At 75.6% G+C, this 24,370-nt stretch carries 15 protein-coding genes and 1 pseudogene; 8 read left to right on the plus strand and 8 right to left on the minus strand.

All coding sequences use genetic code 11. The features are described from left to right. Window positions 1-105 precede the first annotated feature (105 nt). From ACFWIS_RS07545 to fhuB, 4 genes and pseudogenes are all read right to left on the minus strand, one after another. On the minus strand, window positions 106-303 hold the full coding sequence (locus ACFWIS_RS07545) for a DUF397 domain-containing protein (protein WP_380451634.1): 198 nt from the start codon (window positions 301-303) through the stop codon (window positions 106-108). Then, window positions 300-1,115 (minus strand): Scr1 family TA system antitoxin-like transcriptional regulator, encoded by an 816-nt coding sequence (locus tag ACFWIS_RS07550; protein WP_380523502.1) that lies wholly within the window; start codon window positions 1,113-1,115, stop codon window positions 300-302. The genes ACFWIS_RS07545 and ACFWIS_RS07550 overlap by 4 nt, the downstream gene beginning before the upstream one ends. A gap of 74 nt (window positions 1,116-1,189) precedes the next feature. Next, window positions 1,190-2,308 (minus strand): annotated as a pseudogene (fes, locus tag ACFWIS_RS07555) (enterochelin esterase); the annotation flags it as partial. Between the two features lie 29 nt (window positions 2,309-2,337). Then, entirely contained in the window at window positions 2,338-4,494 is a 2,157-nt protein-coding gene (gene fhuB, locus ACFWIS_RS07560) for a Fe(3+)-hydroxamate ABC transporter permease FhuB (protein WP_380451638.1), read from the minus strand. 107 nt (window positions 4,495-4,601) lie between these two features. Between fhuB and ACFWIS_RS07565 the strand changes: the two genes are divergently transcribed. The 8 genes from ACFWIS_RS07565 (at window position 4,602) to ACFWIS_RS07600 (ending at window position 20,385) form a co-directional block, all read left to right on the plus strand. Beyond that, window positions 4,602-5,630, plus strand: coding sequence for an ABC transporter substrate-binding protein (locus ACFWIS_RS07565; RefSeq protein ID WP_380451640.1), 1,029 nt, complete (start codon window positions 4,602-4,604; stop codon window positions 5,628-5,630). Window positions 5,631-5,658: 28 nt separating this feature from the next. Further along, window positions 5,659-6,441: an ABC transporter ATP-binding protein gene (locus ACFWIS_RS07570; protein ID WP_380451641.1), complete on the plus strand. Its 783-nt coding sequence runs from the start codon at window positions 5,659-5,661 to the stop codon at window positions 6,439-6,441. 303 nt (window positions 6,442-6,744) lie between these two features. Then, entirely contained in the window at window positions 6,745-7,602 is an 858-nt protein-coding gene (locus ACFWIS_RS07575; RefSeq protein ID WP_380451643.1) for a DUF4132 domain-containing protein, read from the plus strand. Continuing rightward, window positions 7,599-12,770, plus strand: a complete 5,172-nt coding sequence (locus ACFWIS_RS07580; RefSeq protein WP_380451645.1) for a hypothetical protein — start codon at window positions 7,599-7,601, stop codon at window positions 12,768-12,770. The genes ACFWIS_RS07575 and ACFWIS_RS07580 overlap by 4 nt, the downstream gene beginning before the upstream one ends. After that, window positions 12,767-13,909, plus strand: a complete 1,143-nt coding sequence (locus ACFWIS_RS07585; RefSeq protein ID WP_380451647.1) for an AAA family ATPase — start codon at window positions 12,767-12,769, stop codon at window positions 13,907-13,909. Before ACFWIS_RS07580 ends, ACFWIS_RS07585 begins: the two co-directional genes overlap by 4 nt. A 2-nt stretch (window positions 13,910-13,911) precedes the next feature. Then, window positions 13,912-17,766: a DUF5682 family protein gene (locus ACFWIS_RS07590; RefSeq protein WP_380451649.1), complete on the plus strand. Its 3,855-nt coding sequence runs from the start codon at window positions 13,912-13,914 to the stop codon at window positions 17,764-17,766. A gap of 44 nt (window positions 17,767-17,810) precedes the next feature. Further along, window positions 17,811-19,817 carry a hypothetical protein gene (locus ACFWIS_RS07595; protein ID WP_380523504.1) on the plus strand — a complete coding sequence of 669 codons (2,007 nt, stop codon included), beginning with the start codon at window positions 17,811-17,813 and terminating at the stop codon, window positions 19,815-19,817. Window positions 19,818-19,932: 115 nt separating this feature from the next. Continuing rightward, a complete protein-coding gene (locus ACFWIS_RS07600) occupies window positions 19,933-20,385 on the plus strand; it encodes a MarR family winged helix-turn-helix transcriptional regulator (RefSeq protein WP_380463161.1) in 453 nt (150 codons plus the stop codon). 135 nt (window positions 20,386-20,520) lie between these two features. Here ACFWIS_RS07600 and ACFWIS_RS07605 read toward each other — a convergent pair whose 3' ends face one another. The 4 genes from ACFWIS_RS07605 to ACFWIS_RS07620 form a co-directional block, all read right to left on the minus strand. Beyond that, window positions 20,521-21,096 (minus strand): ATP/GTP-binding protein, encoded by a 576-nt coding sequence (locus ACFWIS_RS07605; RefSeq protein WP_380463163.1) that lies wholly within the window; start codon window positions 21,094-21,096, stop codon window positions 20,521-20,523. 66 nt (window positions 21,097-21,162) lie between these two features. Next, entirely contained in the window at window positions 21,163-21,546 is a 384-nt protein-coding gene (locus ACFWIS_RS07610; protein WP_188307852.1) for a DUF742 domain-containing protein, read from the minus strand. Continuing rightward, the gene (locus tag ACFWIS_RS07615; protein WP_380463165.1) at window positions 21,543-21,974 is read right to left on the minus strand and encodes a roadblock/LC7 domain-containing protein; all 432 of its coding nucleotides are present in this window, start codon (window positions 21,972-21,974) and stop codon (window positions 21,543-21,545) included. The genes ACFWIS_RS07610 and ACFWIS_RS07615 overlap by 4 nt, the downstream gene beginning before the upstream one ends. After that, window positions 21,974-24,139 (minus strand): sensor histidine kinase, encoded by a 2,166-nt coding sequence (locus ACFWIS_RS07620; protein WP_380463167.1) that lies wholly within the window; start codon window positions 24,137-24,139, stop codon window positions 21,974-21,976. The genes ACFWIS_RS07615 and ACFWIS_RS07620 overlap by 1 nt, the downstream gene beginning before the upstream one ends. Window positions 24,140-24,370: the final 231 nt, after the last annotated feature.

Consider the following 24,370-nt stretch of genomic DNA (forward strand, 5'->3'; position numbering starts at 1 on the left):
TCTCATTCTTTCTTTCCTGGTTCGGGGGGCCGCGGGAGGCGGTTGGGGCGGCCGGGGCCCCGGGCGTTCGGGCAGTGTCTCTGTAGGCTCAAAGGCTCGACGGGTTCACTGGCTCAGAGGAAAGCCGGATCGGGCGAGTCGGACGAAGACGGTCCAGGCCTCGGGGGTGAAGGCGAGCTGGGGGCCGGACCTGTCCTTGGAGTCCCGCACGCGGACGGAGTCCGGGGTCAGGGCGACCTCGACGCAGGCTCCGCCCTCGGTGTTGCTGTGGCTGGACTTGAACCAGGCCAGCGCGTCGTTCATAGCTCCTCCAGCAACTCGCTGATCAGCTTGGCCGAGGACTCGGGGTCGAGTGCCTGCCGGAGGATCATTTCATGGCGGTGGCTGAGGATGCTCACCCTGGCGGGATCTGCGTGCAGCATGCCCAACGCCTGGCCCTCCTCATATGCGAGCCACTGGTGCTCAGCTGTTTCGAGAAGGATGAACTGGCCGTTCAGGCCGGGATGAATTCCTCGGGACGGAACCACCTGAATCGTGATGTGGCGCGCCTCGCCGACGGTCAGGACGTGATGCAGCTGTCGGTGGTGGGCTTCGACAGTTGTCAGGGGTCGGCGCAGGACGCCTTCCTCGATGAGAAAGTTGAACGCCCTGGTTTGTACCTTCAGCATTTCCCGGCGTTCCAACCTTGCGGCGACACGGGTTTCGACCGTTTCGTCGTCGAGCGGCGGCCAGTGGGAGTTGAGGAGTGCTCTTACGGTCTCCTCGGTCTGCAACAGACCCGGAAAGAAGTGGTTCTCGTACCAGTTGAGTGCTACGGCCTCCGCTTCGTACTTCATGTAGTCTTCGGCGGACGAGGGGTACTTCTCCGGTTTCAGGAACTCTGCCCCCGCGACAAGGATGCCTTTCGCGTCGCACATCTCGTCCGCCACCTGCAGCAGGTGCAGCGACGGCTTGCGCCTCCCCGCCTCCATCGACCGCAGGCTCTCGTAGCTGTACCCGGCCTGGGTGGCCAGGTCCTCGCGGCTGACTCCGGCGCGAGCGCGCCACAGCTTGAGCTGGTCGCCGCAGTACTGCCACGACATCGGCGGCGGCGTGGCGGACGAGGACGCGTTCATCGCTGACCCCCCAGGTCACTCAGTGTGGGTTCCGACGCTACGTCCGGATGGGCCTCGGATGTATGCGAATCGACCTAAATCCTCCTTGCGGGTGACCCCAGCAGGTGGGCGAGCCCGTCGGCCAGGCCGCCGCGCCAACAGGCGTAGTCGTGGCCGCCGTTGAACTCTCGGTAGCGGACGTCGTACCCGCGGGCGGTGAGGACGTCCCGCAGGTGCCGGTTCTGGCTGAGCAGCATCCACTCCTGGAGACCGACCTCGATCCAGAACCGGGCCTCCCGCAGGGGTTCGACCGCGAAGCGGCGGGTGAGCCACTCGCTCCCCGCGTCGAACTCGGTCTCGTCCGGCCACCAGAAGGAGCCGGACTGGGAGAGCGCGTTGCCGAACCGCTCCGGGCGGTGGAAGGCGGCGAAGGCGGCGGTGAGGCCGCCGGCGCTCTGGCCGGCGATGACGGTGCGGCGCGGGTCGGTGGCGGCGTCGAACTCCGTTGCGGCCCAAGGGAGGAGGCGGTCGGCGAGCAGGTCGACGAAGGCCGGGTTGCAGCCGAGGTCGGCAGGCCGGCCCGGTCCCATGGTGTGGACGAGCAGGGTGACCGTGGGCGGGATCGCACCGTCCGCCGTCAGGTTGTCGAGGGTGTCGCCGACGGACAGCACCTCGCCCCACATCTCGCCGTCCAGCAGCACCGCGACCGGGTGCGGCCCGGTGCCGTGACCGGCGGGGAGGTGGACGTCGACCCGCCGCCCGGCGACGGTGTGCCGGACGGTCCGCCCGCGCGGCACGCCCGGGCGCCGCCGGACGTACGGCTGGGCGGGAGCCTGCGGCAGGCTGAGCACCGAGGAGGGATGGCGGCCGTCGCGGGCCGGGAGTCGGGGTTCGGTGTCGTGCCGGTCGGGGCGGGCGTGGTCGAGGACGTGCAGCCAGTCGGCCCGGGTGGTGCCGGGGGGCGGGCCGTGGAAGGGGTGCAACTGGTAGGAGGCGCGGTGGTCGGCGCGCAGCCGGTAGGTGAGTTCCCAGCGGCCGTTGCGGCGTTCCATCAGGTGGGGGGTGAGGTCGCCGGCGTGCCGGTCCTTGTCGGTGACGGTGTGCAGCAGGGCGAGCACGCCGTCGCAGTCGTCCCCGTCGGCTCCCTCGTCCTCCTCGTGGACGAAGGTGACCAGCCGGTACGCGGGGTCGTCGGGGTCGGGTCCGATCACTGGAAAGGCCTTCAACTTCGCTCATATCCTCATCAGTTGGTGCGGCGGGAGAGCAGGATCCAGAGCAGGAAGGGCCCGCCGAGCACGGTGCTGACGATGCCGACCGGGATCTCCACCCCGCCGACCAGCACCCGTCCCAGGGCGTCCGCGAGCACGACGAGCAGTGCGCCGGTCAGGGCCGAGCCGAGCACCGGGACGCGGGTGGGCCCGGCCAGTCGGGCAGCGATCACGGGGGCGGCGAGTGCCACGAAGCCGACCGGCCCGCAGACGCCGACGGCGAGCCCGGCGAGCGCGACGGCCAGCAGCAGGCAGAGCAGCCGGACCCGGCCGGGGTCGACGCCGAGCGAGGCGGCCACGCTGTCGTCGAAGCGCAGCACCGCCAGTCGGCGGGCCACCACCAGGGCGAGCGGCACCAGCACGGCGAGTCCGATCAGTACGGGCGCGGCGATGGCGTAGTCCCGCCCGTTGAGGCTGCCGGAGGTCCAGACGTACAGCGAGCCCGCCGAGTTGAGCGAGCGCCGGGCCAGTGCGACCTGGATGACCGCCGAGGCCAGGGCCGACATGGCGAGCCCGACCACCAGCACCCGGTGGCCGCGCGCGCCGAGCCCTCCGGAGACCAGGGTGACCACCAGGACGGCGGCCAGCGCGCCGAGCGGTCCGGCCCACCAGGCGCCGAAGGTGCCGGAGGCGGTGACGGAGATCAGCACGGCGGCGGTGGCGCCGTCGTTGACGCCGAGGAGTTCGGGGGTGGCCAGTCGGTTGCGGGCGAGGGTCTGGGTGAGGCAGCCGGCCAGTCCGAGGGCGGCGCCGGCGGCGAGTCCGGCGACGATCCGCCCGAGCCGGAACTTCTGCACCAGTAGCACGTCCAGCCGGTCGCCGTAGCCGAACACGGCCTGGAAGGTGCGGCCGAGGCCGAGCTCGCTCTGTCCGGCGTGGGCGGAGGCGACCACGGCGGCGAGCAGCGCGGCGGCCAGGGCGACGCCGGCGAGCAGTGGCTGGCGCGGGACGAGCAGCGACCAGCCGCCGTGGCGCAGTGCCAAGTCCGGCCGCACCAGGCGTGGTTGGGAGCGGTCGACGGGCGGGGCGTCGGTGGCCGGGTCGGTGAGCGCCAGTGCGGCGGAGCGGCGGGAGCGGACGATGGCGATCAGCGCCGGGGCGCCGACCAGGGCGACGATCACCGAGACCGGTGCCTCGAAGGGCCGGGCCACCACCCGGGCGAGCACGTCCGCGCCGGTGAGCACGGCGGCGCCGAACAGCCCGGCGAGCAGGGTGAGTCGGCCGATCCGGGGCCCGGCGAGGGCGCGGGCCAGGAAGCCGGCGAGCAGGCCGAGGAAGGAGATCGGCCCGGCCAGGGCGACGGCGGAGGCGGTGAGCAGGGTGACGGCGACGGCGACGGCCGCGCGGGTGGCGCCGGGGCGGTGGCCGAGGCCGCGGGCGAGGTCGTCGCCGAGGGCGAGGGCGGTGAGCGGTCGGGTGGTGAGCAGGGCGAGCAGGAAGCCCGCGCCGAGGACGGGGGCGAGCTGGCGCAGCGTCGTCCAGCCCTCAACGCCGGCCAGCGAGCCGAGCACCCAGACCCGGTAACGGTCGTACGCCTCGGGCGAGTTGACGATGAGCACGCCGGTGATGCCACCGAAGGTGGCGCCGACGGCGGAGCCGCCGAGGACCAGTCGCACGGGGGAGCCGCCGCCCCGGCTGCCCGCGATCAGGAGGACCAGGGTGCTGGCGAGGACGGCGCCGCCGAAGGCGAAGGCGAGGTAGCCGTAGGAGGTCTGCACGCCGAGTACGGCGATGCCGAGCACGACCCCGAGCGAGGCGCCCGCGTTGACGCCGAGCAGGCCGGTCTCGGCCAGTGGATTGCGGGTGACGGACTGGAGTTGGGCGCCGGCCACGCCGAGGGCGGCGCCGACCAGCAGGGCGGTGAGGGTGCGGGGCAGCCGCAGTTCGCCGACGACCAGGGCGAGCCGGCCGTCGGCGCGGGCGCCGTGGCGGTCGAGCAGGTAGTCCAGCACCCGTGCGGGTCCGACCTCGCCGGCGCCGACCGACAGCGAGAGCGCGGTGAGCGCGAGCGCCGCGACCACCCCGGCGGCGACCGGCCAGGCGCTGCGGTGGCGGGCCGGTGGGGCCGGGGGAGGGGCGTCGGGCGCGGTGGCGTCGGGCGCTTCGTGGACGCCCGCTTGCGACGATGTCATAAGGTAAGGCTAACCTAACGAACTGGACGTCCCGTGGTGCACCGCCGTCGTACCCGGCTGCCCGGACGTCACCCAACTCCCGTACCACCCCCGCCCCGGAGGCATCCATGCCGTACGCCCAGAGCCCGCTCCGCCCGACCCGCCGCCACGCGGCCCGGGCGCTGGCCCTCACCGGGGCGGCCGCCCTCCTGCTGGCGGGCTGCGGCTCCTCCGGGTCCTCGACGAGCTCCGGAGGCTCCTCGAACTCCGCGTCCGCCGCCCCGGGCAGCGCGGCGGACGCGGCCAACGGCGGCAAGCGCACCGTCAAGGACGCCACCGGCAGGGCCGTCGAGGTTCCGGCCGAGCCCAAGCGGATCGTCACCCTCACCCAGGAGGACCTCGACGCGGTGCTCGCGCTCGGCGTCAAGCCGGTCGGCATCACCAACGGGCAGGGCCTCAACGAGCCGCCCGCGTACCTCAAGGACAAGGTCCAGGGCGTGCCGGTGGTCGGCAACCTGCTCCAGCCGGTGATGGACAAGGTGGTCGCCGCCAAGCCCGACCTCATCCTGGCCGGGGACATGCAGGACGAGCAGGTGCTCAAGCAGCTGCGCGAGATCACCCCCGCCACCCTCGTCACCATGGCGCCCACCGACGACTGGAAGCTCGCCTTCCGGGGCATCGGCAACGCCGTCGACAAGCTCGACCAGGCGAACAAGGTGATCGACGACTACCAGGCCAAGGCCGTCAAGGCCGGCGCCGACCTCGGCAAGAACAAGGGCGCCGCCGTCTCCATCGTCCGCTGGAACCCCACCGGCCCGAGCTGGATGGAGAAGAAGCAGTTCGCCAGTGGCGTCGCCCTCGACATGGGCCTCGCCCGCCCGGCCGCCCAGGACAAGGACGGCAACGCCCACAGCCCGGCGCTCAGCCTGGAGAAGCTCTCCGAGATCGACGGCGACTGGCTGTTCCTGTCCACCCTCACCGACGACGGCAAGGCCGCGCTCAAGGACGTCCAGTCCAAGCCCGCCTACCAGCAGTTGAACGCGGTGAAGAACGGCCGCACCGTCACCGTGGACGGTTCGGTGTGGTCCACCCGGGGCGGCCCGCTGGCGGCCGACGTCGTCATCGGCGACTTCGGCAAGGCGCTCTCCGGATCCTGACCAACGGCTCGAACCGGTGGAGTGCGAAATGGAATTGACGATCCAGGGGGTCACCGCCGGGTACCGGCCGGGGCGTCCGGTGCTCGGCGGCGTCGACCTCACCGTGCCCGCCGGGCGGGTGGTGGCGGTGGTCGGCCCGAACGGCTGCGGCAAGTCCACCCTGCTGCGGACGGTGGCCCGGCTGCACCGGCCCGACGGCGGACGGATCCTGGTCGGCGGCGAGGACATCTGGCGGCTGAGCCCGCGCCGGGCCGCCCACCGGGTCGCGCTGCTCCCGCAGAGCCCCCGGGCGCCCGAGGCGGTTACCGTGGCCGGCCTGGTCCGCTACGGGCGCCACCCGCACCAGGGCCTGTTCCGCCAGTGGTCGCCCGTCGACGAGCGGCTCACCGCCGAGGCCCTGCGCGCCACCGGCGTGGACGGCCTCGCCGACCGCCGCCTCGACCAGCTCTCCGGCGGCCAGCGCCAGCGCTGCTGGCTCGCCATGGTGCTCGCCCAGGACGCCCCGGTGGTGCTGCTGGACGAGCCGACCAGCGCGCTCGACCTCGGCCACGCGGTGGAGGTGCTGGAGCTGGTCCGGGCGGTCGCGGCGGGCGGGCGCACCGTGGTGATGGTCCTGCACGACCTGGCGGCCGCCGCCCGCTACGCCGACCTGCTGGTCGCCCTGCGGGACGGCGCGGTGGTGGTCTGCGGGCCGCCCCGGGAGGTGGTGGACGCACCGCTGGTGCGGGCGCTCTACGACATCGACAGCCACGTCCTGGCCGCGCCGGGCGACGGGGCGCCGGTCATCGTCCCCCGGGCGCCGCTGGGCTGAGCGGCCGGCGGCCGACCGGCCGTCCGTCCGCGAAGGCGGCGCCACCCCGTGAGGGGGTGACGCCGCCTTCGCACGTGGCCGGGGGCCGGCGCCGTCTCCACGCGTGATCGGGGCGGCGCCGTCCGGCTGCTTCCCGGGCACCCCCCGCGTACCCGATCGACCACCCGTTCGAGTGGTTTCGACTCGCCCGCCTCCCATCGGCCTCCCCCCGCCCGTCGCGTTGTCAGTGACCCTCGCTACGTTCCTCGCATCGCTGGTCAGCGGGGCGATCGAACGACGTTCCCCGGTGGGAGGAGTACGGCTGTGGCATGGGTGGAAACGGGCGCGGGAGGGTACCGCGTCGCGCTCGACGGAGACGGCAGGGTGGTGTGCCGCAACGCGGCGGGCCGCGACCTCAAGTCCGTCCCGTCGAAGCTCGCTGACGACCCCGTGGTCGCCCAGCTCAAGCAGCTCTCCGAATGGCTCGCCGCGCACGAGCGGCGCTGCCAGGAGGACGTCGAGCGGTGGATGGTGCGCTCGCTGCCGGTGCCCGCCGCCGTGCTCGCCGCCGTCTGGCCGGACGAGGCCTGGCAGGCCGTCCTGCGCGACGTCGTGGTCACCGGCGCGGACGGCGCCGTGGCCGGCTTCCTGCGCGACGCCGACACCGAGCGCGGCCTCGGCCTGGTCGACCTGGACGGCGACACCGTGCGCCTCACCGACGGCGAGGTCCTGATACCCCACCCGGTGCTCCTCCCGGACCTCGACGACCTGCGCGAGTTCGCCGTCGAACTCGGCGTCTCCCAGCGCGTCCAGCAGCTCTACCGCGAGGTCTGGCACCGGCCCGCCGAGCCCCCGGCCGGCACCGAGGTCGGTACCTACGCCGGCGGCCGCTACCGCGAGCTGCGCGAGCTGGTCGGGCGCTGCGCCCGGCTCGGCTGCCGGGTCCGCGGCGGCTCCGCCGTCCAGCCGATCACCGAGGGCGGCCGCACCGTCGAGGCCCGGGTGTGGGTCGGCGACTACTACGAGTACGACGCCTGCGAGACGGGCGCGCTCAGCTGGGCCGGCCCCGACGGCCGGTCCCTGCCGCTCGCCGATGTCGGACCGGTCGCCTGGTCCGAGGGCATGAGGATGGCCGCCGCCCTGTACGCGGGCCGCACGATCGAAGGGGAGGACGCCGCATGACCACCGGCCCGATGACCACCAGCCCGATGGCCACCACCGTCACCGTCCCGCACCAGGGCGCCGCGACGCCCGAGGCGCTGCTCGACGCCGGAGCCGTCCTGCCGCCCGGCACCCTGCCCGACGCCGGCCGCCCCGACAGCGCCGCCGACGTGCTGACCGCCCGCGGCTACGCCCACCCCGCCCTCGACGGCCGCCGGATCGTCCTGCTCGTCCCCGGAGCGCTCGGCCCCGCCGAGGACCTCGCGCTGGAGTTCCTCGGCCTCGCCCCCGAGGGCGAACCCGCCGAGGTCGGCCAGGTCCGCCAGGAGGCGCTCGGCTTCCCGGCCTGGGCGCTGGTGCACGACCCCGCCAACGGGCACCACGCACTCGCCCTGGTCAAGGAGTTGGAGCGGCTGGCCCGACAGGCCAAGTCCAAGCCCGGCGCCGCCAAGGACGGCTTCGACGAGCTCGCCACCCGGCTCGGCCGCGCCGTCCCGCACTTCCTGCCCACCTTCTGCGAGGAGGTCGGCCGGATCTTCCTCACCCACGGCAACCAGACCTACGCCGCGGCCTGGTTCGGCAAGGCCCGCGAGGCCGAGCGCACCCACAGCCTGGCGGTCGACGAGGAGCGGCTGCGCGCCGTCTTCCTGGAGTTCGCGCTGGCCGGCGCGCTCACCGTCAAGTCCCTGCGCCAGTACGTCAAGGAGCTCGCCCGGCGGCTCGACCCGCAGACCGCCTGGCAGCGCTTCCGCCAGCTGTGCACCGAGCGCTCCGCGGCCGGCATGGCCCCGTACGCCGGGGTCGCCGAGGACGCCCGCGCGCTGATCCGGGCCGCCGGGCTGGACCGCGCCGAGCACGAACGGTCCCTGCTCGCCGAGCTGTTGGACTCCCCGGCGGTCAACCGGGCGCCCGCCGCGTTCTGGAAGTCCTGGCACGGCGCTCTGATCGAGCTCGGCCGCGCCGACGCCGGGGTCCGCGCCCGCCTGCTGGAACTGCTGCCCGACCCGGGCGCCGCCGGCGGCGCGGACGCCTCCGCCCAGGACGCCGCCTGGCTGGAGGTCCTCGCCGCCACCGGCGCCGAGGAACTGCTCACCGGCCCGCGCCCCGAGGGCGCCGAGCCCGCCGCGGCCTGGCTCCAGCGCTGGTGCCACCACCTCGGCCGCGGCTGGCGCAGCCGGCCCGGCTGCCCGGCCACCCTCGCCCTAGCCGGCCGGATGGTCGAGCGGCTGCGCGCCGACGCCGTCCCGGTCGACCTCTTCACCGGCATCCGGGTCAGCCTCACCCGGCTCGACCTGCTGGAGCTGCTGCTCGCCGCGGGAGTCCCGGTGGCCGACCCGCCGGCCGACCTGGTGGGCTTCGACCTGCGCGAGTGGGTCGCGCAGGGCGGCGCTGCCGGTCCCAGCGGTGCCGCCGGTAAGACCGGTGCCGCCGGGGTCGCGGCCTCACTCGCCGCCGTCGCCGCCGACGGACGGTTCCGGCCGCTGCTGCGCCGCGCCGCCCCGCCCGCCTGGGAGCAGGCCGTCCAGCACCGGGCCGCCGTACTGCCGCTGCTGAGCGAGCTGTTCAGGGAGTGGGCCGAGGAACGCGCCGAGGAGCTCACCGCGATCCGCGGCCTGGCCGGCGCCGCCGACCTGGCCCGCTCGCTGAGCACGTACCGCACCGCCATCCGCACGGTCGCCCCGGCCGCCGCCGAGAAGATCGCCGCGCTCGACGTCACCGGGCTGCTCACCCGCGCTCTCGGCGCCGGCATCCTGGACGAACTCGGCTGGCCCGCCCTGGAGGACGCGCTCGCCCGGCTCGCCGACCCGCCCGCCCCCGACGCCCTCCCGGACAACGCCCCCGGCCACCGCCGCCGCGGCCTGAACGACCTGATCGTCGAGGAGGCCTGGCCGAACCTCATCCTCGCCCGCCACGACCGGGCCCTCGTGGTCGGCCCGGACGGCATCCTGCTGGAGCACACCCTTCGGGTGCCCCCGCTGACGGGCGTGCGCAACCGGCCCCGACTGCGCCTGGTCGACGGCGAACTCCTCGTCGTCTGGCACGAGGCCGGCGAGCAGAAGGCCTACTGGTCCGGCCGACCGGACCAGACCTTCGAACTGACCGGCCGCACCATCGCCGGCTACTACTACGGCGACCGCCACCCGGACGACACCTCCCTCCCGCTGCCCGGCGGCGGCCGCACCACCGGCGCCCGCCCGCTGCACCCCGGCGACACCCGGCTGCCCGAGGAGCACCCCGTCCTCGGCGACGGCACCGGCCACTGGACGCTGCGCCACGCCCCGGACGGCACCCCCGTGCTGCGCGAACTCGACCCGGCCACCGGCGAACTGGGCCGGGCCGCCGAACCGCCCGTGATCGCCGCCACCGCCGCGGCCGGCCCGCTCGTCGCGGGCAGCGCCCGCCTGCTGCCGCTGCAGCCCGGCCTGGAGCACAGCCCGCTCGGCACCGACGGCACCGTGCTCGGCAGCTGGATCCGCCGTGACCCCGGACGCGCCGTCACCACCTTCACCGCCGACGGACAGCGCATCGTCCTGCCGCTGAACGGCCGCGACGACACCCACATCCTCCCGGTCGGCCGGCTCGCCCTGCCCGGCGCCCAGGGCCCGGTGGTCAGCCGCACCGGCGAGTTCCTCGACCTCGGCCTGCCCGACCTCGCCGAGCGCTCCGACCGCACCGCCGACCTGCGCTCCTGCCGGTCGGGCGGGCTCCCCGCCGCCGGCACCGCGCTGATCCCGCCCTTCGACCACTGGCACGCCCTGCGGCCCCGCGACGAGGCCGGCTCCCGGGTGCTGCGCGCCCTGACGGCCGACCAGGCCGCCCGACTGATCGACCTCGCCTGGCCCGTCGACGCCGAGCCCGTCCCGGCGGACGAGCAGCGCTGGCTCACCGTCCAGGGCGTGAAGCGCCCGCTCGCCCAGCGCGGCGAGGCCCGCGACAGCCTGCCCGTCGAGGCGGTCGGTGCCGCCCTGCCCGGGATCACCCACCCGCTGCTGCTCGCCGGCGTCGCCGGGTTCGCCCGCACCGCCGCCGACCTGCTCGACCGGATCGCCCGGTTCCTCCCGCAGCCGGACGCCGAACGCCCCACCAAGGCCGAGGCCGCCGAGTGGCGGCCGCAGCACGGCCGCGACGACGAGCTGCGCGACGCCGTCAACGCCGTCCTGCCCGGCACGCCCGGCCTGGGCCGCACCTGGGGCGACGACGGGGGCCACCGGGTGCTCAACAACCTGCGCGCCGTCACCGCCGTGCTCGCGGTACCGACCGTCCCGGCCGCCCCGACCGCCGTGCCGGGCGAGGGCTGGACGACCGAGTCCACCGTCACCCTGCACGGCGGCGACGCCCACCACGGCTGGCGGCACCTGCTCGGCCGGGTGGACGTCATCGCCCACGCCATCGCCAACCCGCTCACCCCGGCGGCGCACCGCTCCACGCTGGTCCTGCTACTCGGCGAGCTCACCAGGGGCCCGCTCGCCGACCGCGGCGCCACCCTGCGCGAGGTCGTCCTCGCCGAGACGGACGAACGCGCCAAGGGCCACCGGCCGGCGGCCTACCGCCAGGGCGAGGTGCTGCGGCACGGCCACCGCACCGTGGTGATCCTCGACTACCGCCACCAGGACCCGGACGGCACGGCCCACTGGCACGCCGTCGACCACGACCCGAGCGGAGAGTTCGGCCCCGTCGCCCACTTCACCACCGTCTGGGAGCGCCGCACCGAGGAGCGGGTCGGCTTCGCCTGGACGGAGAAGTTCTGGCGGGTCGCCGCCCTGCGCGGCAGCGTCCCCTGGCAGCCCGAGCGCGCCGCGGCCTTCACCGAACTCACCGGCATCGGCACCGCCCGCGCCACCCTGCTGCTCTGCCCGCCCCCCGGGCTGCTGCAGTGGGGCGACATCGACGTGCCCGCCGAACACGGCCTCAAGGCCGCCGAGATCAAGGCCGCCCGCGCCTGGCTGCGCGGGCTCGACCAGAACGCCGTCGCCGACGTCTGGGGCGCCCTGCTGCCGCTCGACGACCCGAAGCGGCTGTGGACGGAGGGCCCCGACCTCGCCGCCGGGGCCGCGGCCTGGACGCGGCACTTCGGCCGGCTGGTCACCCTCCCCGAGGACGTCCTGCCCGGCGTCCAGGGCGTGCACATCGACCGGATTGAGGAGGTGCTCAATCCCGGCCGGACGCCATGGCTCACCCGCACCACCACCTACCGGCTGACCGACGGCAGCCGGGCCGCACTCCAGCTGGAGGCCGAGGACGCGACCGCCGTCCCCGGCGCCGGCATCCTCCCGGGCACGATCGACGCCCTGCGCTGGCTCGGCTACCACCTGCCCGCCGACAGCCCGCTGCGCCCGCTGCTGCCCGCGGCCGCCACCACGCTGCGCACCCGCCTGGCCGACCCGGAGCTGCTGCTCGGGTTCGGCCTGGTCACCACCACCAAGGGCGCCTCGCTGTCGACCGTCCTGCGTGAACACTTCGGCCTGCCCGCCGAGGGCGGAGCCGACCCGGACGGCCTGGTCCGCTGCGGTCCGGCGCTCGTCCTCAGCCCCTACCGCACCGAGTACGAGCAGATCTGGCTGCGCCCCGCCGGCCTCACCGGCGCCGACGACCCGCTGATCGACCTGCTCCTCGGGCTGGCCGACGGCTACTGGTTCGGCGCCGACCTGGCCGCCGTCCGGTCCGTCCTGGGCGGCGAACCGGAACGCCTCGCCGCCTCCGCCGCGGCCGTGCCGACCACCGCCGAGGGCCCGGCCTGGCTGCAGAACCCGCAGTTCAGCGCGCCCGAGCTGGTCGCCGAGGCGGCCCGCGCCCACGGCCTGGGCGAGGACGCGGCCGCGCTCTACCTCCAACTGCTCGCCCTGCCCGACCCCACGGACCGCAACACCGCCCGCTGGACGGGCTGGAAGCCCGCCCGGCTCAAGCGCGCCCGCGCCGAACTCGCCGCCGGCGCACTGGTGCTGGAGGCCAAGCGGGCCCGGGCCGGCCGCAGTCTTTTCCTGCCCGGCGGCTGGCAGGAGGCCAAGTCCCCCGCGCTGCCGGTGGAGACCTGGAAGGCCGCCCTGTACCCGCTGCCCACCCACCGGCCGGCGCTGCCGCAGCTGCCCGTCCCCGAACTGTTCGCCCGCGCCTGGCAGCGCACCCTCGACGGCGACGCCCCCGGCTACGAAGAGCTCCAGACCAGCAAGCGCAGGAAGGCCCGCCGATGACCGGCACCGAGACCACCACCGCAACCCGGCAGATCGTCCCGCCCGAGGAGAAGCACGCCGCCGAACTGGAGTTCCTCGCCGCCCACGACAGCGGCCCGCGCCCGCCCGGCTGGCGCCTCACCCCGCGCGCCGTGGTCACCTTCGTCATGGGCAGCGGCGGCGAGAAGCTCAAGACCGGGCGCCGCAGCCTGGCCATCGAGCCCAAGTTCGTCGGCGAGCGCGCCCTGGTCGAACGCTGTGTCGTCACCCTCGCCGGGGAGCGCGGCCTGCTGCTCGTCGGCGAACCCGGCACCGCCAAGTCGATGCTCTCCGAACTGCTCGCCGCCGCCGTCTGCGGCACCAGCGCGCTCACCGTCCAGGGCACCGCCGGCACCACCGAGGACCAGCTCAAGTACGGCTGGAACTACGCCCTGCTGCTCGCCAAGGGCCCCAGCCGCGAAGCCCTCGTCCCCTCCCCGGTGCTCACCGCGATGACCACCGGGGCCGTCGCCCGGGTCGAGGAGGTCACCCGCTGCCTGCCCGAGGTGCAGGACGCCCTGGTCTCCCTGCTCTCCGAACGCCGCATCGCCGTCCCCGAGTTGGCCGGCACCCCGGACGGGCAGCTGCACGCCGCCGCCGGCTTCACCCTGATCGCCACCGCCAACCTGCGGGACAAGGGCGTCAGCGAGATGTCCGCCGCCCTCAAGCGGCGGTTCAACTTCGAGACGGTCGGCCCGATCGGCAGCCTCGCCGCCGAGGTCGAACTGGTCCGCCGCCAGTCCACCGTCGCCGTCGCCCGGGCCGGCGCCGGCTACGCCGTCGACGACGCCGTCCTGGAGGCACTGGTCACCGCCTTCCGCGACCTGCGCACCGGCCGCTCCACCGAGGGCTGGGAGGTCGAACGCCCCTCCACCGTGATGAGCACCGCCGAAGCCGTCTCCGTCGCCACCGCCCTCGGCGTCACCGCCGCCTACCTGCCCGACGGCGGCGACCTCCTCGGCCGGCTCCCCGGCCAACTCCTCGGCGTCGTCCGCAAGGACGACCCGGCGGACGCGGCCCGGCTGCTCGGCTACTGGGACGGCCCGGTCCGCCGCCGGGCCGAACAGGGCGCCGCCACCTGGCGCACCCTGTGGGACCTCCGCTCGGCGCTGGAGGCCTGACGATGACGAGCAGCGCGGTGAAGACCACCACCCCGGACGGCCCCGCCACGGCGCGCGCCGACGGTGCCGCCGACCTCAGTGCGGACCTCGGTGCGGACCTCGGTGCGGACCTCGGTGCCGGAGCCGTCCGCGCCGAGACGGACCGGCTGGCCGGCTCCGGCACCGACCGTCCCGGGCCCTACCTGATCGGCGTGCGCCACCACGCGCCCTCCCTCAGTGCGGTCCTCCCCGCGCTGCTCGACGCCGCCCGACCCGAGGCCGTCCTGGTCGAACTGCCCGCCGAGTTCCAGCCCTGGCTCGACCGGCTCGCCGACGAGGCCACCGAGGCCCCCGTCGCCCTGGCCGCCGCCCCGGCCGGCCCGGACGACGCGCACGGGCCCTCCGGCGGGCTCGCCTTCTACCCCTTCGCCGACTTCTCCCCGGAACTCGTCGCCCTGCGCTGGGCCCGGCGCAACGGCGTCGAAGCCATCGCCTGCGACCTCCCGCTCGCCCACCGCACCGGCAGCGCGGGCGCCCGAGGCCGGCACCCGGCCGCAACCCCGTCGGGCCCCGGCGTCGCCGACGCGCTGCGCCACCGCCTCACCGGCCGCGCCGGCGACGACGACCTCTGGGACCGCCTCGTCGAGACCGCCGCCCCCGGCTCCACCCCGGAGGCCGTCCGGCGCGCCGCCCTCCTGGTCGGCTGGGCGCTGCGCCACGACGCCGAGACCGGCCCCGGCGTCGACCCGTACGACCTGCGCCGCGAAGCCTGGATGCGCGCCCGCATCCGGGCCGCCTCCGCCGGCGGACGCCGGACCGCCGTGGTGGTCGGCTCCTTCCACGCCCCCGCGCTGCTCGACGGACCGACCGCCCCCGAGGAGCCGCCCCGCCCGGGTGAGCCTGGGCACGTGCTCTCCCTCATCCCGTACACCTACCCGCTGCTCGACGCCCGCTCCGGCTACCCGGCCGGCATCCGCGACCCCGAGTGGCAGCACACCGTCCTCGACGCAGGGGGCGACCCCGAACGCCTCACCGAGGCGCTCACCGCCACCGCCGTCCGGATCTGCGCCGCCATGCGCACCCAGGACCACCCCTCCGGTCCCGCCGACGCCCGCGAGATCGTCCGCCTCGCCGGAGACCTCGCCCGGCTGCGCGGCCACGCCGCCCCGGGCCGCGGCGAACTCGTCGAAGCCGCACAGTCCGTACTCGCCCAGGGCGAGCCCCTCGGCCGCGGCCGGGCCGTCGCCCGCGCCCTCGAACAGGTCCTGGTCGGCACCCGCACCGGGCGGCCCACCCCGGCCGCCCCGCGCAGCGGACTCGGCCCCGTCGTCGAAACCCTCCTCGCCGAACTCGGCCTCCCCGACCCCACCGACCCGGGCCCGCGCGAAGTGCGCCTCGACCCGCTGCGCAGCCCCCTCGACCGGCGCCGCGAGATCCTCCTCCACCGCCTCACCGCCTGCGGCGTCCCCTACGCCGACCCCGTCCCCACCACCGGCCCCGGCGGCACCGAAACCCTCGGCACCCGCTGGCGCCTGCACTGGACCCCCACCGTCACCGCCCTCCTCACCGTCGCCGGCACCCGCGGCGTCACCCCCGCCCAAGCCGCCGAGGGCACCCTGCGCACCCGCCTCACCGACGACCCCACCCCCCGCGAGATCCTCGACGGCCTCACCGCCGCCGCCTCCTGCGCCCTCCCGGCCCTCACCACCACCCGCCTCACCCAACTCACCACCACCCTCCCCACCACCGCCACCCTCCCCGACCTCCTCGCCGCCCTCACCCTCCTCGACCGCCTCACCGCCGGCCACTTCCCCGGCCTCCCCACCCGAACCCCCGACAACCCGCAGGACCAAACCCACGACCCCACCCGGCCGACGCCACCGACCACGGCCCTGCCGGCCGATGAGGCTGAATCCGCCTCGGCCACCCGGGCGGGCGGCCTCCCCCCGCAGCCCGCCGCCGATGCACCTTCGGCTGCCTCGGCCGCGCGCGGCACTTCGAGCGCTGTTGCAGTAGCGCCGGGCGGCCCGGGTGAGGCGCGGGTGGTTGATGGGCCGCCCCGCGCCGGCGGGCCGCTCGGTGGGGCGGTGGAGTTGCTGACCGCTGTGGCGGTGCGGCAGGTGGAGGGGTTGGGCGGGTCTGATGATCCGGCGGACGCGCGGGCGCTGGTGGAGTTGGCGCGGCGGGCGGATCGGCTGGGCGGGGTGCGGTTGGGGTATGTGCTCGGCGAACTCGCAGAGCGGGGGAGTCCGTTGGTGCGGGGCGCGGCCGGGGCGGTGCGGGTGTTGCTCGGGCAGGAGCCGGCGGCGGTGTTCGGCGTGCGGGCCGCGTCCTGGGTGGACGGGGCTACGGACGCGGGGGCGCGGCAGGTGCTGGGGCGGGCGCTGGTGGGGGTGTTGACCGCCGCCGAGGGGCTGTTCGACAGTGCGCCCGAGGCGCTCGATCCGGTGCTGGAGCGGGTCGGTTCGCTCTCGGACGCCGCGTTCCTGGACCGGCTGCCCGCGCTGCGCGGCGGCTTCGACACGCTCAGCCCGGCCGCCCGCGACCGGCTGCTGTCCCTGGTGGAGGAGCGCCTGGGCACCCGGCTGGCCGCTCTGCCGGAGCAGACCGACCCGGCCCTGGTGGCCCGTTGGGTCCGCGCGGACCTGGCCGCCCGCCGGGTCCTGGCCGCGAGGGGACTGCTGCCGGCCGCTGATGCAGGGCAGGAGCAGGAGCAGGAACAGGCCCCGGCACCCGCCGGGAGGCTGCCGCACCCGGGCCACGTCCTCACCCCCGCCGAGCGCTGGCGCCTGCTGCTGGGCCGCCCCGGCGCGGGCGGCCTGTCCGGTCGTGGCGCCCGACTCGCCACCGCGCTGGACGAGTTGTACGGAAGCGGCCACGGCGAGGGTTCCGGGCCGGGCCTGGACGACCGGGGGAGCGGGAGGGGCGGCCGCGAGGCGCCCTTCCCCGGGGTGCGCGAGTGGGCCGAGGAGTTGGCAGCGCTGTTCGGTCCGGGCGTGCGGGAGGAGGTGCTGGCGGCCGCCGTCGCCCACGGCCGTACGGACGTGCTGGAGGCGATCGACCCCTCCGCCGTCCGCCCGTCCGTGGACCTGCTGCGCGCGGTGCTGGACCACGCGGGCGGTCTGCCCGAGGCCCGGGTGGCACGGCTGCGCCCGCTGGTGCGGCGGATGGTGGACGAGTTGAGCCGCGAGCTGGCGACGAGGCTGCGTCCGGCGCTGACCGGGATCAGCGTGCCGCGCCCGTCGCGGCGCCCGGGCGGCGGGCTGGACCTCCACCGGACGATCCGGGCGAACCTCGCCACGGCCCGTCCGGCGCCGGACGGTTCGGGCACCGTGATCGTGCCCGAGCGCCCGGTGTTCCGGACCAGGGCCCGGCAGGCCAACGACTGGCGGCTGATCCTGGTGGTGGACGTGTCGGGCTCGATGGAGGCGTCCACGGTCTGGGCGGCGCTGACCGCCTCGATCCTGGCGGGGGTGCCTTCGCTGAGCACCCACTTCGTGGCCTTCTCGACCGAGGTCCTCGACCTGACGGAGCAGGTCGCGGATCCGCTGAGCCTGCTGCTGGAGGTGAGCGTCGGCGGTGGCACCAGCATCGCGACGGGCCTGCGCTACGCGCGGGAGCTGGTGACGGTGCCGTCGCGGACGCTGATCGCGGTGGTCAGCGACTTCGAGGAGGGCGGCCCGGTCAACGGGCTGATCGCGCAGACCAGGGCCCTGGTGGACTCCGGCGTGCACCTGCTGGGCTGTGCGGCGCTGGACGACTCCGGGAAGGCCCGCTATTCGAAGGCGGTCGCGGGCCGGCTGGTCGCGGCCGGGATGCCCGTAGCGGCGCTGAGCCCGCTGGAACTGGCCCGCTGGGTGGGGGAGAAGGTGCGATGAACACCACGACGCAGACAACGCAGACAACGCAGACAACGCAGGCGGTGCAGACGACGCAGGACCGGCAGGGGGACGGCTGGCCGGGCGTCCGGCCCGAGGTGGTCGCCGAGGTGGTGTCGGCGCTGAGCGCCCGCCTCCAGAAGCGGCTGGACGGCGCGGCGGCGAAGCTCGCCGAGCGGCCGCTCAGCCGTGACGGCGACGAGTGGCGGGTGCAGGTGGACGAGGAGGCCGTGCTCGTCCTGCACGCCCCGAGCGGGGTGGTCCTCGGACCGGCCGACGTCCGGTGCGGCTGCCTGCTCGCCCCGGCCTGTGTCCACCGGGCCGCCGCCGTCACCCTCTGCCCGCTGGCGGAGGCCGACGATCAGGCGGTCGATTATCAGGCGGTCGACGATCCGGTGGCGGTCGGAACCCCGGCAGCGGCGACCCCCGAGGCACCGACCACGGCCACAGCGACAACCGATCCCGAGTCCGAACCGGTACCCGCCCCCCTCACCCCGGCCGAACGCGCCGCCGCCCGTCAGCTCCATCGGGCCGCCTGCGCGCTGCTGGCCGCCGGGGTGAGCGGAGCGGGTGCGGTCGCCCAGGCGGAACTGCTGCGGTCCGGCCACGGGGCGCGGGCGGCGGGGCTGTACCGCCCGGCCGCAGCGGCGGTCGCCGTGGTGACCGGGATCCGGGCGGCGCGTTCCGGCGCGCCCGACCACCGGCTGGCGGACCTGGTGGCGGGCCTGCGCGAGCTGCTCAACCTCACCACCGCCCTGACCGCCGCCGGCGGATCCCCCGTCGACGCCCCCACCGGCACCGGCACCCCCGCCCCGCTCGCCGCGCTGCGCGGCACCGCCCGCCAGGCCTACGCCGAGGAGGGCGGCCTGCGGCTGTACGGACTGTTCGCCGAACCGGTGCTGACCGCGACCCACGCCGGCGTGGTCAGTTGGGCGGTGGACACGGGTGGCCGGCTCAGCACGGTCGCCGAGGTGACCCCGCACGGCGATGCCGCGACCGCCGCCCCGCTGGCGGCCGGGGCGGGCAACCGGACGGTGCGGCTGGGCGATGCCGCGCTGACCCACCGCGAGTTCAGCCGGGCCGGGCTGGCGGTCCAGGGCGCGACCAGGTCCACCGGCGGGCGGCTGGGCGCCGGGGCCTCGGTCCGGGCGGTCCGCGCCACGGGCGCGGCCTGGACGGCGGAGCCGGTGGCTCGGCTCTGGGCCGAGCCGCCCGCCGGCCAGGTGGCGCGGGCGCTGGCGGCGCAGGAGCTGCCGTACGAGAACCGCCCGGCGGGGAGCGACCTGCTGTTCCTGGACGTCGTCCTGCTGGGCACGGCCCCGACCGGGCCCGGCGGGGCGCTCCAGTTGCTCGCCCGCCCGGCGGGGAGCGGGCCGGTGATCGCGCTGCGCCCGGGGCACGAGCACCCGGACCTGGCCTTCCGGGCCAATCTGGCCCTGCTCGCCACGGTCCCCGGCCTGCGGCTGCGGCTGATCGGCCGGCTGGAGCGTGCCGACCGTCCGGAGCTGCGGGTGCTGGCCGTCGCTGCGCCCCCGGGTGCCCCGGCCGGCCTTGCCCTCCCCGCCGACCGGGCGGACCGGGTCAACCTCGGCCTGGAACGCCTGCAGACCGCCGACCTGCCGGCCGACCCGTCCACCGGGCGACCGACGCAGCCCTCGGCAGGCCCCCCGGCGGAGCTCCCCACCGCGCCGCCGGTCGGCCCGCCGGTGCACGTGCTCGGCCGCCGGGTCGAGCAGGCGGTCACCACCGGCCGGTCCGCCCTCGGGCCGAGCGCGGCCACCGCGGCGGCGGACCGGGGCCTGCTGCGTGCGGCCGGGCTGGCGACCGCGGCCGAGCTGCTGGACGGCCTGCGGGCGGCTGCGGCGGACCAGCCGCGCGATGTGTTCGGCCGGATCGTCGCGGACGACCACGAGCCCTTCGCCAGCGCCTGGCTGGCGGCCGCCGACTACACCGAGGCGCTGGCGACGGCGCTCTGCTCCGCCGCCTGGGGTGGCCCGGAGGACGAGGACGGCGCAGAGGCGCCCGAGCGGGAGACGCAGGCGGAGGTATAAGCGAAGTATTTGCAAAGACCGATAATCCGCGCCAACTGGCATACTTGGGGGAGGGCAGACAGCACAGGACGTACAGGGCCCAGAGGTACGGCCGAAGACGAAGGGAAGGCGCGCCATGTCCATCCGCGATGACGCGGCCGAGGTCCGGGCCGGTGGCTGGCGGACGCTTGCCGCACTGCACGGGCTGATCGACGCCGCGCTGGAGAAGGCGCTCCAGGCGGAGCACAGGCTCTCGGTGGTCGAGTACACGGTGCTGGAGGCGCTGTCCCGGCAGGACGGCTGGCACATGCGGATGCAGCAGCTGGCCCGCGCGGCGGCGCTGAGCAGCAGTGCGACCACCCGCCTGGTGAGCCGCCTGGAGGACCGCGGCCTGCTCAGCCGCTACCTCTGCGCGGACGACCGGCGCGGCATCTACACCGAGCTGACGCCGGAGGGCCGTGCCCTGCTGGAGGCGGCCCGCCCGGTGCATGACGCCACCCTGGAGGCGACCCTGGCGCAGGCCGCGGAACTGCCCGAACTGGCGCCGCTGGTGGACGCGCTCGCGGAGCTCACCCCGGCGAAGCCGTAACCCACCAAGGCCGTCCACCCAGCAGTGCCCCATCGCGCAGCGCCTCACCGGGAGGCGCCGGGGCAGCGCCCGGCCGTGCCGCTCCCCGCCGTGCCGCTCCCCGCCTCACCAGGCAGCGCCGCACCGGGCAGCGACTCACCGCCGCCCGGCGGCCAGCGCGTCCCGGTGCACCCGGTCGAGCAGGGCGAGCAGCAGCTCCTTGCTGGACGCCCGCTCCCGGACGTCGCACAGCACCACCGGCACCTCCGGCCCGAGGTCGAGCGCCCGGCGGACGTCCTCCGGGGTGGCCTCGCGGCGGCCGTGGAAGCAGTTGACCCCGATGGCGAAGGGGATGCCGCGCTGCTCGAAGAAGTCCACGGCGGCGAAGCTGGATTCGAGCCGCCGGGTGTCGGCGAGGATGATCGCGCCGAGGGCGCCGAGGGCGAGGTCGTCCCACATGAACCAGAACCTGAACTGCCCTGGCGTGCCGAAGAGGTAGAGCACCAGGTCCTCGCGGACGGTGATCCGTCCGAAGTCCATCGCCACCGTGGTGGTGGACTTGCCCTGGATGCCTTCGAGGCTGTCGACCCCGATACTGGCGCGGGTCATCCGCTCCTCGGTCTGCAGCGGTTCGATCTCGCTGACCGAGCCGACCATGGTGGTCTTCCCGACGCCGAAGCCGCCGGCGACGAGGATCTTGACCGCGCCCGGCACCAGGCTCTGGGTCGTCAATTCGGGTCTCCTGGAAGGGAACGGGGATGGTGCGGGGAGGGCGGACGGTCCGGCCGGGGGAGCCGGTCAGAGTCTGCGGACGCCCTCGATCACGGCCTGGATGAGCGAGATGTCCGGGGCCTCGGCGAGCGCGACCGGGGCCCGGGTGAGGATCAGCCGGGCCTCCGCCAGGTCGTCCAGCAGCACCTTGACCACGCTCACCGGCAGGTCCATGGTGGCCGCGATCTCGGCCACGGCCAGCGGGCGTTCGCGGCACAGGTCGAGGATCGCGGCGGGCTCGGGGGTTAACCGGCTGGTGTCGGTGCGCGGGTCGGCGGTGACCACCAGCGTGATCAGCGCGAAGCCGTCACGGACCGGGCCGGTGCGCCCGTTGGTGATCGCGTAGGGACGGACCAGGTGGCCGGCGTCCTTGTCGTAGAACCAGCCCTCGTCGGCGTCGGCGGCGGTCACGCACCGCCACCCGCGCCGGTCTGGCCCGCGTCGCTGCGCGGCGCCGCGGTGAGGTACTGGCCGACCTGCTTGACCAGCATGTTGATCTCGTAGGCCATCAGCCCGGCGTCCACCTGCTCGCTGGTGAGGACGGCGAGCCGGGCGCCCTGTCCGGCGGTGGTGACGAACAGGAACAGCTGGTCCATCTCGACCACGGTCTGCCGGACCCGTCCGCCGTTGAAGCGGTGCCCGGCGCCGCGGGCCAGGCTCTGCAGGCCGGAGGCGACGGCGGACAGGTGCTCGGCGTCGGCCCGGTCGAGCCCCTGGTCCATGCCGACCAGCAGGCCGTCCTCGGAGAGGACGATGGCGTGCCGGGTCTCGGGCACCCGCGACACCAGCTGGTCCAGCAGCCAGTTGAGGTCGCGCTGGGTTTCGGTCTGCTGCGTCATCACTGCTGTTCCTTGGCTTCCTGAACGGCGGAGGCTTCCGCGGCTTCCCCGGGGGCGGAGGCTGCGGCCGGGTTGGGGGCAATGGCGGGCGCGTCCGGTCCGGTACCGGCCGCGCGGGCGCTCCGGGTGCCGCGCTGGATGGCGGCCATGGTGGCGCGGGAGCGCGCCGGCGAGGGGTCGTCGGCCTCGCCGAACCGCGGTCCGGTCGGGGCGGCGGGGGCCCCGTACGGCGCGGACGCGGAGGGCGGGGCCGACCGCGGGGACGGGGAGAGGGACGGCGCCGGGGCGGCGGGCGACATCAGCGCGCCGGGCGCGTTGGCCTCGCGGAGCTGCTCGGCGAGGCTGGCGTTGCGGACCCGCTGCGGCAGGACCCGCGGGGTGCGCAGTTCGCCGTCCGGGCCGTGCTCCACGTGGTCCTCCTGCGGGCGTTCGTGGCTGGGAGCGACGTCCGCCGGCAGGCCGGCGGCGAGGTCGGCAGCGACATCACCGGCGGCGTCGGCGGCGTGCTCGACGGACGAGCCGTTCGAGGCACGGGAGGCATGAGAGGCATGCGCGGCGGGCGAACCGTCCGCGCCATCCGAGGCAAGCGCGCCGTCCGCGCCGTCCGCGCCATCCGAGGCAAGCGCGCCGTCCGAGCCGTGCACGGCACCGAGCTGCGCGGCGAGCTCTGCCGACGGACCGGTCGGCAGGTCGTACGGGCGCGGCAGCGCGGGCCGGGGGACCACCACGGCCCCGGGCAGCCCGGGGATCTGGGCGCCGACCGGCAGCCCGGCGTCGTCGGGGAGGGCTCCGTCGCCCTCGCCGTCCTTCCGCGCGAGCAGCTCACCGATGATCAGCCCGCCGTCCGCCGCGCCGGGGGCGCCGGCGCCGGCATCGTCGGCCGGTGCGCCCCCGGTCAACCCGCTGAGCACCCCGGCGAGCGCGCCCGTCAGCTCCTCGTCGACGGCATCGAAGTCCCCGCCCGACGACCGCGGTTCGGGCACCGGGGTGCGGGTGACCCGCGCACCGGACGGCAGTCCGGGTACCGCGGCGGGCTGTTCGGCCTGCTCCAGCAGCACCGCGGGCACCAGCACCACGGCCCGGGTGCCGCCGTACGGCGAGGGCCGCAGGGTGACCTGGATGTCGTGCCGGGCGGCGAGCCTCGCGACGACGAACAGGCCGAGCCGCAGGTCGTCGCCGAGCGCGGAGACGTCCAGCTCGGGCGGGTTGGCCAGGTACTCGTTGAGCCGCTCGTACTCGTCCTCGGTCATGCCGAGGCCGCGGTCCTCCACCTCGACCGCCAGGCCCTTGGGGACCTCCTGCGCGGAGACCTGCACCTGGGTGTACGGCGGGGAGAAGGTGGTGCCGTTCTCGATCAGCTCGGCGACCAGGTGGATCACGTCGGCGACGGCCTGTCCGCTGAGCGAGGCGCGCGGCACGCCCTGGACGACGACCCGGGCGTAGTTCTCGGTCTCGGAGACGGCGCTGCGCAGCACGTTGACCACGGGCACGGCGTTGCGCCAGCGCCGGGCGGGCAGGGCGCCGCCGAGGATGACCAGGTTCTCGGCGTTGCGCCGCATCCGGGTGGCCAGGTGGTCGACGGCGAACAGCTCGCGCAGCAGCTCGGGTTCCTCGTGCTCGCGCTCCAGCGCGTCGAGCATGCTGATCTGCCGGTGGATCAGGATCTGGGTGCGGCGGGCGATGTTGAGGAAGACCTTCTTCGTCCCCTCGCGCCCCTGGGCCTGGTGGACGATGGCGGCGACGGCGGCCTGCCGGACGGCGGCCAGGCCGTCGGAGGTCTGCTGGACTTCGTCGCCGGTCCGCCGGGAGGGCGTCCAGGTGGGCGGGGTGGGCACCGGCTCCCCGGCGCGCAGCCGCCCGACGACCCCGGGGATTTCCCGTTGGGCGAGGGCGAGGGTGTCGGTGCGCAGTGCGGCCAGCCGGGCGGAAAGGGCGCGGGCGGCCCGGACGCCGCGGACCAGGCTGACCAGCAGCACCAGGGCGACGACGGCGGTGCCGGCCGTCAGCGCGGTGCGGTGTCCGGCGTCGCGCAGCAGGTAGGCGGCGTAGCCCCAGGCGGCGGCCAGGCCCAGGCTGGGGACCAGCACGAGGGCGAGGAGCGAGCTGCGGAGGGAGCCGGACCGGCCGGCGCGGTGGCCCGTGCGGGGGGCCGATATGCCTGGCATCTGATTCCTTGTTGCAGGGCCGAGGTGCAGGCCGGGTCTCGGGGCCGAACGGCAGGTCGGCCCGGGCTGCCCGGACCGGGCTTCAGGGCGCCGAGGCCGGGGTTGCCGGACGGGGTGACGCGGTGTCACCGTCCGGGCGTGGTTCAGTGCGGCCGTCGACGGCAGGAAACCTATCAGTCCCAGGTGCCCTCATCGCAACATCAACTGACGATATGTGAACGGCTGATGGCA

Origin of the sequence: Kitasatospora sp. NPDC127060 (genome assembly GCF_042724935.1) — a bacterium.
Classification (GTDB): Bacteria; Actinomycetota; Actinomycetes; order Streptomycetales; family Streptomycetaceae; genus Kitasatospora.